Origin of the sequence: Pseudoalteromonas sp. P1-9 (genome assembly GCF_001399975.1) — a bacterium.
Lineage (GTDB): Bacteria > Pseudomonadota > Gammaproteobacteria > Enterobacterales > Alteromonadaceae > Pseudoalteromonas.
This window is the reverse complement of sequence record NZ_LKBD01000014.1, coordinates 41,156-54,388: the sequence shown is the minus strand read 5'-3', so window position 1 is coordinate 54,388 and position 13,233 is coordinate 41,156. Positions and strand designations below refer to the sequence as shown.

At 40.7% G+C, this 13,233-nt stretch carries 10 protein-coding genes; 4 read left to right on the top strand and 6 right to left on the bottom strand.

What is annotated here, in order from left to right; genetic code table 11:
* The first annotated feature begins 306 nt into the window (after window positions 1-306).
* From AN214_RS10615 to djlA, 3 genes are read left to right on the top strand one after another with little or no spacing between them, the layout of a single operon-like run.
* A complete protein-coding gene (locus tag AN214_RS10615; protein WP_152960752.1) occupies window positions 307-1,314 on the top strand; it encodes an aminoglycoside phosphotransferase family protein in 1,008 nt (335 codons plus the stop codon).
* Entirely contained in the window at window positions 1,311-1,979 is a 669-nt protein-coding gene (murU, locus tag AN214_RS10610; protein ID WP_054979712.1) for an N-acetylmuramate alpha-1-phosphate uridylyltransferase MurU, read from the top strand. Before AN214_RS10615 ends, murU begins: the two co-directional genes overlap by 4 nt.
* Window positions 1,980-1,984: 5 nt before the next feature.
* Complete coding sequence (djlA, locus tag AN214_RS10605) at window positions 1,985-2,824, top strand: co-chaperone DjlA (RefSeq protein ID WP_054979711.1); 840 nt, start codon at window positions 1,985-1,987, stop codon at window positions 2,822-2,824.
* A gap of 37 nt (window positions 2,825-2,861) precedes the next feature.
* On the opposite strand, the gene AN214_RS10600 is transcribed toward djlA, so the two are convergent.
* From AN214_RS10600 to rapA, 3 genes are read right to left on the bottom strand one after another with little or no spacing between them, the layout of a single operon-like run.
* Window positions 2,862-3,710, bottom strand: a complete 849-nt coding sequence (locus AN214_RS10600; protein ID WP_161805679.1) for a DUF3530 family protein — start codon at window positions 3,708-3,710, stop codon at window positions 2,862-2,864.
* 57 nt (window positions 3,711-3,767) lie between these two features.
* Window positions 3,768-4,421: a bifunctional tRNA pseudouridine(32) synthase/23S rRNA pseudouridine(746) synthase RluA gene (gene rluA / locus AN214_RS10595; protein ID WP_054979709.1), complete on the bottom strand. Its 654-nt coding sequence runs from the start codon at window positions 4,419-4,421 to the stop codon at window positions 3,768-3,770.
* 57 nt (window positions 4,422-4,478) lie between these two features.
* Window positions 4,479-7,373 carry an RNA polymerase-associated protein RapA gene (gene rapA / locus AN214_RS10590; protein WP_054979708.1) on the bottom strand — a complete coding sequence of 965 codons (2,895 nt, stop codon included), beginning with the start codon at window positions 7,371-7,373 and terminating at the stop codon, window positions 4,479-4,481.
* 230 nt (window positions 7,374-7,603) lie between these two features.
* Between rapA and AN214_RS10585 the strand changes: the two genes are divergently transcribed.
* Window positions 7,604-8,992 carry a PhoH family protein gene (locus AN214_RS10585; RefSeq protein ID WP_054979707.1) on the top strand — a complete coding sequence of 463 codons (1,389 nt, stop codon included), beginning with the start codon at window positions 7,604-7,606 and terminating at the stop codon, window positions 8,990-8,992.
* Between the two features lie 164 nt (window positions 8,993-9,156).
* Here the strand turns inward: AN214_RS10585 and AN214_RS10580 are convergent, their stop codons facing one another.
* The 3 genes from AN214_RS10580 to AN214_RS10570 all read right to left on the bottom strand — a co-directional run bounded on the left by AN214_RS10580 (window position 9,157) and on the right by AN214_RS10570 (window position 13,155).
* Entirely contained in the window at window positions 9,157-10,110 is a 954-nt protein-coding gene (locus tag AN214_RS10580) for a hypothetical protein (RefSeq protein WP_054979706.1), read from the bottom strand.
* Window positions 10,111-10,325: 215 nt separating this feature from the next.
* Complete coding sequence (locus AN214_RS10575) at window positions 10,326-12,101, bottom strand: DUF885 domain-containing protein (RefSeq protein WP_054979705.1); 1,776 nt, start codon at window positions 12,099-12,101, stop codon at window positions 10,326-10,328.
* A gap of 109 nt (window positions 12,102-12,210) precedes the next feature.
* Complete coding sequence (locus AN214_RS10570; protein ID WP_054979704.1) at window positions 12,211-13,155, bottom strand: D-2-hydroxyacid dehydrogenase; 945 nt, start codon at window positions 13,153-13,155, stop codon at window positions 12,211-12,213.
* Window positions 13,156-13,233 lie beyond the last annotated feature (78 nt).

Genomic DNA, 13,233 nt, shown 5'->3' with positions numbered 1-13,233 from the left:
TTACTTACGTTTTATACTATGCGCTGTTTTTGTCAGTAAGCGAATTTCGGAGCTTACACTTAATTTTATATGGTTAAACAGCGGCATTTTGTTGCACCAAAAACTTGCTGCTTTGAGCATAATTTAAAGCGCACACGTAACTAAGCCTATAATAATTTAATTTTAATGATTTCTCTCATTACTTGAACTGTTAATATACCATTGAAAAGAGAAAAATACTTGTGCAATTAAGCGCCATTTATAGTCTGTTAGCAAATGGCACAGGACAATGCACAATTTGTAATTAATTGTAGTTGGGGTTAAGCCTTGCATAACCAAATGTTTGATGCGTTTTTAACGCAAAACTTACCGAATTTAGAACAACAAAACGCATTCAAAGTTGAGCTGATTACAGGTGACGCGAGTTTTCGTAAGTACTTTCGTGTTTTTACTGATAACCACACTTATATCTTAATGGTTTCGCCACCAAATTTAGTCGATAACAAACCCTTTATTGAACTTAATCATCTGTTTAGTCAGGGCTCTTTTAAAGTGCCACAAATTCTAGCAGTAGATAAAGAATTAGGTTTACTGCTTATTGAAGACTTAGGAAGTACTCACTTTGCCGATTATTTAGGGCAAGGGAATGAGCAGAAACTGTATCAGCAAGCGATTGATATGCTGCCTAACATTGCAAAGTTAGCAAAAACCAGCGCAATGAAGCCGTATGATGCTACGTTTATCGATCTTGAACTAGAAATTTTTAATCACTGGTTAATTGAGCAGTTTTGTCAGATTACAATGGATACTGGCGCGCAAAAAACATGGCAACAAGTGAAGCAACAACTAATTAATGCGTTAGAAATGCAGCCTAAAGTGACAATGCACCGTGATTACCACAGTCGAAACTTAATGGTATGGCAACAACAGCTGGCAATTATCGATTATCAAGATGCGGTGCAAGGCCCGCTCACCTATGATTTAGTGTCACTTACCAAAGATTGCTATCACATTTTACCAAAGACGTTTCGTCAAGAACTTGTACGCTACGGGTTTGCGCAGTACGAAAAAGCGGGAATGACAGTCGGTTTATCGTTTGATGATTTTGAACTCTTATATACCTTAACCGGTATTCAGCGTCACTTAAAAGCTGCGGGTATTTTTTGTCGATTAAGTATTCGAGATAACAAACAAGGCTATCTACCTCATGTGCTCGATACCATGCATTACGTTGTTGAAGCATGCGACGAATTAGCACATTCATTTCCTGTCTTAGGTTACTTTTCACAATGGCTTAAAGTGAGTGTTTTACCAAGCTTAAAGGCAAAATTATGAGAGCAATGATCTTAGCGGCTGGGCGCGGTAAACGAATGATGCCATTAACGGCAGATATCGCAAAACCCATGTTAAAAGTGAATGGCAAACCGCTTATTGAGTATCATATTGAACGTTTAAAAGCGGCAGGTATTAGCGAAATTGTGATTAATTTGGCGTGGTGTAGTGAAAGTATTCGCAATACATTAGGCGATGGCAGCCAATTTGGCGTTAGTCTCATTTATAGTGACGAAGGCGGGGAAGGTTTAGAAACTGCCGGTGGTATTATCAATGCCCTCGATTTACTTACCGAGACATTTATTGTCATAAACGGTGATATTTTTACTGATTATGATGCAGCAAGTTTGACGCAAATTGCGCTATTGCCGCAACAAGCGCACTTAGTGTTAGTTGAAAATCCAGCACATAACCCAAACGGTGATTTTTCGTTAGTACAAGGGGTTGCTTCAAGTGATAGCGATGCCGAAATAAAACATACATTTGCCGGTATAGCGCTTTACCATAAGTCATTTTTTGCTAATACCAAGGCGGATTTTTTACCACTCGCGCCAATGCTGCGAGAGAAAATGGCCGAAAAATTAGTGACCGCCGAACTGTACATTGGCAATTGGCAAGATATCGGCACACCTGAGCGATTAGCCGAAATTAACCAACAGGAGTATTAAACTAAATGTGGGGAAAGTTATTAGGTGCTGGGTTTGGCTTCTTATTTGGTAAATGGTTTGGCGCAATTTTAGGTCTTTATTTAGGCCATTTATTTGATCGCGGTTTAAAGCAAGACTTTAATAAAGCCGGTGGCTTTCAAGGCTTTTTCGACAATAGCAGCGTCTCTGAAAAACAAGCGTTATTTTCTTATACCTGTTTTGCCGTAATGGGTCATATTGCCAAATCGAATGGTCGCGTCAACGAACAGCATATTAGTGCCGCTTCTCGTTTTATGGATGAAATGGGGTTAATCGACGACGCGCGCCGCGATGCGCAAAACGCATTTCGCAGTGGAAAACAGGCTGACTTCCCTTTTAAATCAGTACTTAAAGATTTTCGCGACCGCTTTTCAGGTCGTTATGATTTAATCCAATTGTTTCTTGAAATTCAAATTCAAATGGCATTTAGCGATGGTGAGTTAAGCGATAAAGAGCGCGATTTACTTAAGCAGGTGAGTAAATATATTGGCATTAACAATACTCACTTTAAGTTTATTTTAAAGCGTTATATTGCAGAATTTGAGTTTCATCGTTATCAACATACAAAGCAAAATCAGCAGCAATCTCATCGCTCGTCAACGAACAAAGCGCAAGATACGGCATTAACAAAAAGTGCAGCATTACAAGTGCTAGGGTTAGATAGTAATGCCGACGAAAAAGCGATTAAAAAAGCTTATCGTAAATTGATGGCTCAGCACCATCCAGATAAATTAGTGTCGCAGGGGTTACCACCTGAGATGATGCAGCTCGCCAAACAGAAAAGCCAAGATATTCAAGCAGCATATGAATATTTAAAAGCGAAGTAGCATGTTAGGCTTTAAAAGCTGAACTAGAGGGGATTCGTTAAATACCTAACCAGGTTAAAAAACCATATATTTCTTTAGATAAACGCTGATGTTGCTGCTCACTGGATTGGTTGCCAAATAATGCGCGTTGGCGATAGTTTAATTTATGGTTACGCCGTGCAAGCTTTTTGCGCTGTACCATTTGTTGGTTAAGCCAATGGTTGTGGCTTTGATAATAAATATCCAGTGTTGGCCACGGGGTCGTAGTGATGGTTTGGTTTAGTGACTTGTTTTTCTGCGCTTCGCTATAAAAGTTATTAAGCAAAATCAGTGCGTCAATTTGTTCCGATGTTTGCTGATTAAGATAACTATTTAAAATTGCGCCGCTTTGTCCCTGTGTAATCACAATTACAAAACCCGGGTGAGTCAACGCTTGCTGATACATGGCTTTAAAACGGCTGGTTAAACTAAGTGCGTAGGCGTCGAGGTCGGGCTTTTTAAATTGCGATAAACTTGGTGCAACGCTTACGTTATTATTTTCCGGCAATTCATCATTATTTATGCGGGGGCTACTACCTGCGCTAATGCTGTAAGTAACCCATCCATAATCATTTAGTGATTTGCGTAAAAAGTCGATGCCACGGTCATTCGATTGGGTTAAGTGCCAATCAGCAATTAAGATTGCTACACCTTTTTCAAATTCTGCCGTGTGGTCTCGGTACAAGGCTGTTAACTCATTGTCGCCAGCCATTACTGTTACAACCTCTGAAGGTTCGAAGTAGTGCGACACATCTTGATTGTTTTGCAGCTCTTTATTGATAGGTGCGAGCCACTCAACATCCTTAGCTTGCGTTAAGAACGCGCTAACAAGTAACAAACAAACTGTAAGGTAAAATTTAGGCTTCACACGCATGATTAGATTATGGCTTTTTAAGCTTATCGACACTCTAAGCTAATATTTTAGTTAAAAATCAGGATCACTATAAAAACTTAGTTGCTGTTTTGTTACTGGGTGAGTGAAGCTTAAGTATTGCGCATGAAGTTGTAATCTTGTCGCCATAGCAAGTGCGTCGTCGTGCGCATAAAGACGATCGCCTAAAATCACATGACCTAACGATAACATATGTACACGCAACTGATGTGAGCGACCGGTGATTGGCGTTAAGGCCACACGCGTTGCATGTTCTTCATAGCTTAATACTTCATAGTGGGTAAGAGAGGGTTTTCCACGCTCATGATCTACCATTTGCTTGGGTCGGTTTGGCCAATCGCAAATTAACGGAAGATCCACAGAACCTGTTTCTGGCTCGAGTTTGCCATAGACGCGAGCGATATAACGCTTTTTGGTTTCTCTGTCTTGAAACTGGCGGCTTATTTCACGATGCGTCGCTTTATTTAGCGCAAGGCAAATAATGCCTGAGGTGGCCATATCAAGGCGATGTACTATGGTTGCCGTTGGAAATACTAAATTAACGCGGTTAATTAGGCTGTCTTTGTGCTCAAGCGCTTTGCCCGGCACGGTTAATAAACCACTGGGTTTATTAAGAATAATTAGGTCATCATCACGATATAGAATATTGATGTATGGCGAAGTTGGCGGGTTATAGTTTAACAGCACAGTGATTCCAGCAAAAAAATGGGGCTTAATCTAAACCCCATTTTAAAGCAATTATAGTTAGTGAGAAACCACTATTAAGCGGATTGCATCAAGCTTAAGCTCTGCTTTTTCAACATGCTCAAGTAATTGTGACTTTTGCTTTTCCAAATAAAACAGCTCGTCTTCACGTACGTTCGGATTAAGTTGTTTTAGCGATTTTAAACGTGCTAGCTCATCATCTAAGTTAGTGTTTACACTTTCTTTAGCACTTTGCTTTAGTGAGTCTAATTGACTTTGTGCTAATTTATTTGCCGTTTCAATCATTGGGTGAACGCTTGATTGCAGCGCTGAGGCAAGCTTGCTAGCCGTTTGTTTACCAACCGCATTAAGTTGCTGATTAAACGTATCAAACGCGACATTCGCAGCTAAATCATTACCGTTTTTATCAAGTAATAAACGCACAGGTGTGGTTGGTAAGAAACGACCCATTTGCAGTGCTTTTGGTGCGCTGGTTTCTGCAAGGTACACTAACTCAACAAAGAAACTTCCCGCAGGTAGTTGCTTGTTTTTAAGTAGCGCAACGGAAGTAGTGCCGAGATCATCATCAATAATCAGCTCCATTGCACCTTGCACCATAGGGTGATCCCAACTTAAAAAGTGCACATCTTCTTGTGCAAGTGCGGTGTCGCGGTCAAAGGTAACGGTTAGACCTTCGTCACGTAAACACGGGAACGATGGCGTTAGCATATGTTCAGTTGGTTTAAGAACAATTGAGTTCTCACCGCGGTCTTCTTGTGAAATACCGAAAATATCAAACACCTTGATCATGAACATAGGCAGTGCAGTTTGGTTATCAAGCGATTCAATATCGCTTACCAATTGCTCTGAGCGGCCTTGTCCTTTTGAATGAAGTTCAAGTAATCGGTCGCGACCTTGTTCCATTTTTTGCTTTAACGCTTGGTTTTGCTTATTTACCGATTCAAGTAATGGATCAAGCTCTTCCTCGTCGGTATTATGGCTTGCCACGAACTCCAGTAATTCATCTTTGTATTCTGAATACAGTAGTTGCCCTGTGGTTAATGTGTGTTCAAATGCTTCTAGCGCATCGTGGTACCAGCGGAATAATACTTCTTGCGCAGTGTTTTCAAAGTACGGCACATGAATTTTAATGTCTTCGCTTTGACCAATACGGTCTAAGCGTCCAATTCGTTGCTCAAGTAAATCAGGGTTTAGTGGTAGATCAAATAAAATTAGGTGGTGGGCAAACTGGAAGTTACGTCCCTCTGAGCCAATTTCAGAACAGATTAATACTTGCGCCGCATCTTCTTGCTCGGCGAAGTAGGCTGCTGCGCGGTCACGTTCAATAATGCTCATACCTTCGTGGAACACCGCGGCTTTAATACCTTCACTTTCACGAATTGCTTGTTCTAAGCTCAGTGCTGTTTGCGCTTCACTACAAATTACCAATACTTTTTCGCGTTTTAGCTCAAGTAGTTTCTCGGCTAACCATTCAACACGTGGGTCAAATTGTGCCCAACTAGCAGATTCACCTTCAAACTCTTGGAAAATCTTTTCTGGAAATAATGCACGTTTAGCGCGCATTTCCGCATCTTTTAAACCCGCAATATTACCCATTACATTCATTGCTGTAGTGTATTGTTTCGGCATCGATACAGGGTAAGCGTGTAGCTCACGTGATGGGAAACCCTGGATGCTACTACGGCTGTTTCTGAACAAAATACGGCCTGTACCGTGTCTGTCGAGCAACATTGATAAAATTTCATTTTTAGCCGCTTGCTCACCTTTTTCAACTTGGTTTAGCAGTGTGGTGATATCACTTTCTTTTAATAGTGATGTAAGCGTTTGTTTTGCGTTATCACTTAAGGCTTCATCAGCTAGTAGCTGGTTTGCCGCATCAGCAACTTCTTGATAGTGGCTTTCTTCTTCCACAAACGCTTGATAATCGTAGAAGCGGTTTTCATCAAGCAGTTTTAAACGGGCAAAATGACTTTCGTGACCTAGTTGATCAGGCGTAGCAGTGAGTAGAATTAAGCCCGGAATGTCTTGGCTTAGTTCAGCAATACGGTTGTATTCTGTGCTTGATTTCTTTTCGCTCCACTTTAAGTGGTGCGCTTCATCGACAACAAGTAAATCCCAATCGGCAAGTGTTGCTTGCTCAAACCAAGTTTTCTTTTTCGTAATAAATTCAAGGCTGGTTAGGATCAGCTGTTCAGTTTCAAACGGGTTTGCTGCATCGGCATAGGCTTCTGTACAGCGTTCATCATCAAAAATTGAAAACTGTAAGTTGAAGCGACGCAGCATTTCAACTAACCATTGGTGCTGTAAGTTTTCAGGCACCACAATAAGCACGCGTGAAGCACGACCTGTAAGCACTTGTTGGTGAATAATCATACCGGCTTCAATGGTTTTACCTAAGCCAACTTCATCTGACAGCAATACACGCGGGGCAAAACGTTTGCCCACTTCTTCAGCAATATAAAGCTGGTGTGGAATTAGGCTTGCGCGCGCACCGACTAACCCTTTTAAGCTTGATTGTTGGTTTTGGTGAACATGGGTAAGCGTGTTATGACGCAGAGTAAAGCGATCAAAACGGTCAATTTGCCCTGAAAACAGTTTATCTTGCGGCTTATTAAACTTAATAAAGTGGTCAAGAAAGGTTTCTTTAAGTGCGACTTGTTCTTGATTGTCTTCGCGAGTACCAGTGTAAGTAAACAAGCCATTTTCTTCGTCAACCTGCTCAACTATGAGTTCCCATTCGTCAACGCTACGAATTTTATCACCTACATTAAATGCCACTCGGGTAACAGGTGCTTCAGAAATACTGTAAACGCGGTTCTCACCACTGGCTGGGAATAAAATAGTTACTTGGCGTCCTTCACAGGCTACGACCGTACCTAAGCCTAAGTCGGATTCGGTGTCGCTGATCCAGCGTTGACCTAAAGAAAAGCTCATTTTTAACTCGCTACTATCGAAAAAAGGCGGCTATGTTACCTAGATTTCTCGTTGGATTCACCTGTTAATTTAGAACTCGTGAGGTTAATACCTATTCGCCGCTTTAATGTTTGTAATTTAGCCAGAATTTTGCACTTTTTTTGTCATAAAAAAGCCAAATTCCTGAAATAGACTAAACTTAAAAGTAAAGCAAAAACCATAAACCCGCCAGCTAAGAGAAGGAACAGCTTATGGGAAAAATGCGCAATAACGATAATAAACTCTATGTCCTAGATACCAACGTACTACTTCACGAACCTTTCGCTTTTTTATCTTTCCAAGAACATCAAGTCGTTATCCCAATGACAGTGTTAGAAGAGCTGGACCACATTAAAGATCGCAAAAAAGATGTGAGTCGAGACGCACGCATTGCTATTCGTGCTTTGGATGATGTGTTAAGAGACGCAAGTCCTGAAGAAATGCTTGCTGGGGTTGATCTTTCAACGGTCGCTAAAAATTGTACGGGTAAACTAACGATTGTTAACGACCATATGTTTGAAGATGCGGTTTCGGGTTTACCAGGAGATGAAAATGACCATCGCATAATTAATACCGCATTGCATTTGCAGCAGCTAAAAGTTGAAGTAAAAGTAGTGTTAGTCACTAAAGATATAAACATGCGCTTAAAGGCAAAAGGAGCTGGGCTTGAGTTTGTTGAAGACTACCGCACCGATCAGCTCATTGATGATATTAGCTTGCTAACAAGCGGCTATAAAAAACTTGATGGTGATTTTTGGCAGCATGTGAAAGAGTGCGACAGCGAGCAAAGCGGCCGAGATACGTTCCATACCGTACCACGTAATTTGCTTAATGAAGTCTTTATCAATGAGTACTTACTCGACGAGACTGGCCACTTTGCTGCTCGTGTTGTGGATTACGACGAAGAGCATATTAAGCTACTTGATTTGGGTTTTGAACGTATTATGGGACGCAGTGCTTGGGGTATTCAGCCCAAAAATGTTTATCAAGCAATGGCGATTAATGCGTTGCTTGACCCGCATATGGATTTAGTGATTTTGACAGGCCCAGCTGGTTGCGGCAAAACCTTGTTGGCATTGGCTTGCGCCCTTGAACTTGTGATTGAACGGGGAATGTACGACAAGGTCATCGTGACCCGTAACACGCCCGAAATTGCAGAATCAATCGGCTTTTTACCAGGTACCGAAGAAGAGAAAATGATGCCTTGGCTTGCGGCGATAACCGACTCTTTAGAAGTACTTCATAAGAACGATGAAAATCCGGTTTCGAGCCGTAATTACATTATGGAAAAAGCCAATATTCAATTTAAGTCGATTAACTTTATGCGTGGACGCAGCATTCAAAATGCCATAGTTATTTTAGATGAAAGCCAAAACTTAACCGCATCGCAATTAAAAACCATTATTACCCGATGTGGCGAAGGTACTAAATTAATTTGCTCGGGTAACTTGGCACAAATTGACAGTAATTATTTAACCCCAGTGACTTCTGGGTTAACCTATATTGTTGAACGTTTTAAAGACTTCCAAGGCAGCAGCACGATTAATTTAAACGGTGTAGTACGCAGCCGTTTAGCGAGCTTTGCAGAAGAAAATTTATAAGCTAACGAGTGAAGGTGTCTAAAAATGACATCTATGAAAAGTTAAAAGGGCTGATGATTATCAGCCCTTTTTTTGATGGTTCAAGCGGAACTATCGCTAACACATTTTATGCTCTAATGATTAAACGTTGCCACAATAGAATAATGTGTTATCTCGCGTGCAGCTTAAATTATATCAACTATGTATTGCTTACTTTTCAGCATACTCCAAGAGCTGCTGCTTACCTCGGCGATTGGATATTGCTTTGGCCCAGTGACTTCACCGACTAAGTATTTTAAGCCATTAATTTCAACATGCTTGTCGCCTTTGCGAATCGGTAAATTTAACCCAATTAGCGCATGGTTAGGGGAGGTAATAATAGCGATGGTCAGGCGCGGGTAAATCGCTTTTAAAATAGCACTAGTGAGCACAAGTTTGCTATCTACATCACCGTATTGTTGGCGGATCAGCTTAAGAGGTGGCTTAAAGTTTTCGCCACTGTTATGAAAACGGTCTGGCAACTCAGATGTTGGCATCGCTTGTACCCAACTTAACACAAAGTTAATAACTGTTTTTGGTCTCACGTTATTGCCAAACTTAGTTAAAATAGCTTCTCTAATCGGTGAAATATAGTCATATGAATTTTTCACAAAGCGCGGTAAGTCGGGTCTAACCGCATCAATTGCCCAGATGGCCTCTAAATCAGCATAGTGATGCTTGCGTAAATAGCTTTTTCGCGCACTTTGTTTTGCTTTTTCAACTCGCGTTTCCACGTCTTTTAATAGCGCTTTGTCATCACTGTAAACTTTATATTCAATGCTGCGTTCTTTACGCTGTGTTTCGAGTGTGTATTTACGTCGGTCGAACTCTTTAATGGTGTTTCTTACTTTTATATCAATCTTGTCGAGGTATTCTTGTGCGTTAAAGCCTTTAAAGCGGCGGTAGTGGTTAAATAGCTGGTCGTTTGAATAGCTAAAGCTAAGCTTTTGTTCTTTGTCTTGATCATCAAACCAAGTGTAATAAAACGTTTGTTGTTGTTTTTCTTGTACCACTTTGCGCTCGAACGAGTGACTAAAAAGCGGCAAAGCGCAAAGGCTAAAAATGACAGCGAGCAATAAACTTGGTTTTAGTTTAACCATGATAATATCCGAGGTTGCGTAAAGTCTGTTAGGTGAATTGTCATAAATAACATTAAGCTTAGTCAAGATGTTGTGATAGAACGAAATATTTCTGTTCATTTCATAAATTCGAAGGCCACCTGTGTTAACGCTGATTACTAAGACTATTAATTTGGATAATAAAAAAGGAAGCACATGCTTCCTTTTAATCTTGGATTATTTAGTTTGAATACAGGTTACTTATCCATTAATTCACGAATGTATTTAACCGGTGAGCTGCCGTAACTTAAAAACTGTTCGTGGAATGCTTTTAAGTCAAAATCGTCACCCAGTTCCGCTTTTTGCGCTTCGCGGAAATCGTAAATTTCACGGTAGCCCGTGTAGTAGCTTGTTAGCTGAACTTGGCTCAGCGTCGCGCGGCGCCATTTGCCTTCTGCCTCAGCGCGTTCTTGGAAAGCACCGTTCATAAGTAGATCTAGGCCTTGTTCTTTACTGATGCCTTCCACTTGGATTTGATAATCCAAAATCGTGTTACAAATTACGCGTAAATTCCATTTGTAGTACATTAGCCACATTTCTGGTTCAAAATTACCGTAACCTTCTTCTAGCATCATGCGCTCTGTGTACACCGCCCAACCTTCTATCATTGCGCCGTTTCCGAAAATACTCTTAATGAGAGACGGTGACTCATTTGAATAAACTAATTGGGTGTAATGGCCCGGAATTGCCTCATGAATATTTAAAATTTGTAAAATCCAGTGGTTGTACTCTTTCAAATACGATTCGGCTTGTTCCTCACTCATATTATCGAGTGGCGTAACGTTGTAGTAGGTGTTTTCTTTTTTCGCATATGGACCCGGTGCACTAATAGATGCACCGGCAAAACCGCGCATATAATCTGGCGTTTCGCGCACCACTAGCGGTTTTTCAGGATCAAGCGTTATGAGGTCTTTTTCTTTAATAAAGGCTTCAAGTTCAGGAATTTGTTTTTTAATTTCCTCAACAAAGTTTTCGCGTTTTACGTGCTTAACCGCAAGGTGATTAATCAGTGTTGAAATTGCTTTTTGAGGTTCACTTGGCATCTGTGTATTGGCAAAATACTTAGGCCAAAGTTGCTCGGTGATTTTTAACATTTCAGCGGTAACACGTTCTTTATCTGCCAACGCTTTTTGATAAACCTCTTTTGCGCTGTAACCGGACTGAATATCAAATGCGAACTTTTGCTCGTAAAGCGCTTCGCCAATTCTAAATGAACGCGCGTTATTGTTTGCAACCAGCTCTTGTTCCAGCTTAGTTAAGAATTCAATGTATTCATTAATCGCAGCTATTGCTGCTTTAAAACGGGTTTCAAATAATTGCTTATCAGCGTCCGATAGATTTGAGGTTTTAGCTTTATTAAATAAATCTTTATTTAGTACGCTAAATGCTCCTTTATTTTGGCTAATTGCCAACTGTGTGTACTCAAGTGTTGGCGTATCAATATTGGCAATGGCTGCTGCATAATAGGCAGGTACATTTTCAAGGCGCTTTAACACTTTCGTGATTTTTGTGTTGTCATCATCAAAGCGACTATTAATGATTTGTGCAAACCCACCGGCAACATTGTAATTTGATGGATTCCATTGCCACGATTTAAACGTGTTTACTGTCCAAATTGTTTTCTTTAATAAATTTTCGATTAAACGATAATCGGTTTTTAAATTGGCTGGTAACTTATTAAGGTCAAACTGGGCTAATTTAGCGAGTTGCGTATTGGCAAAATTAATATCGTTAACGCGGCTTTGAGCGTCGGGAACCGTTAAAATATGGTCGTATTTGCCGTAACCTGCGTATTGCGACCACTCAGGACGGTGACGCCAAAAGTCTTCAATAAATTGTGCTGAAAACGCTTCAAATGCAGCAGCTTGAGATTGCTGTTGGCTTGCAGGTGCGTCAGTTGTTGAATTGGTTGTTTGGCATGCACTAAGGCCAAGTGCTGCAACCAGCGCTAAACTTAAGGCTGTTTTTTTCATTGTGTTTCCCTTGAGTGATTAAAGCGACTAAGCGAGTTAAAGCCGCGTTAAAGTGAGTGTATCAATTTCACTTAAAAATCGAAGTTTTTTCGATAAAAGGTCAACAACCCTATACACGGTTACGTGTTTCGTCATTTTCAAAGGCGCTAATATTTAGCGCTATTTGCTTAACTAAGCGCGAAATAGACTGCTTGCTGGCCCACGCAATATGTGGTGTGAGCAATAAGTTGCTTCCTTGATACTGAACGAGCGGGTTGTCGTCTTGTGCGGGTTCTTTGCTTAAAACATCAATCGCCGCTGCTTTGATTTGTTTGGTTTGCAGTGCGTGTGCAAGTGCACTTTCATCAACAATGCCCCCGCGTGCAGTATTAATTAGTACCGCGCTAGATTTCATTAGTTTAAATTCGCGCGTACTAATTAAATTTTCAGTTTCTTGGTTAAGGGGGCAATGAACCGAAACAATATCGGCATTTGCTATCGCGTCATCAAATGCAACTCGACCGTCACGCACAGGGCTGTTCTTACGCTCACTAATCAAAGTTTCAATGCCAAATGCTGTTGCGGCTTTTGCTACTGCGCGTCCTAAATCGCCATACCCGATTAATGCCATTTTTAAACCCGCTACTTCGTCTATTGAGTGGTCTAAAAAGCAAAAATGGCTCGCTTGTTGCCACTGATTGCTATGACAATCAGCAATGTATTGATGGGTATTACCTAGTAAGTTAAATAATAAAGCGAACGTGTGCTGTACCACGCTCGCGGTGGAATAGCCTGCAACATTGGTAACGGCAATGTCATGCTTTTTAGCCGACACTAAATCAACATTATTGGTGCCTGTGGCGGCAATGCAAATTAGCTTTACCGTGCTTAGTTGAGATAATGCTGTTTGGTCTATCACTACTTTATTGGTAATTATCACGTCCATACCTTGGCAACGCTCAATCACTTGTGCAGGCGTGGTATTGTCAAATAATGCGATGTTTTGTGTCAGCGCATTTAGCGGTGATAAGTCACCATTTTCAATTGTTGCGTAGTCGAGAATAGCAATTTTCATAATTTTAAAGTTTTGGTTTGACTTTGGAGTTAACTCTAAGGTTTATACTTAGTAGGAAAGTTAGATTTAGTGTATCTC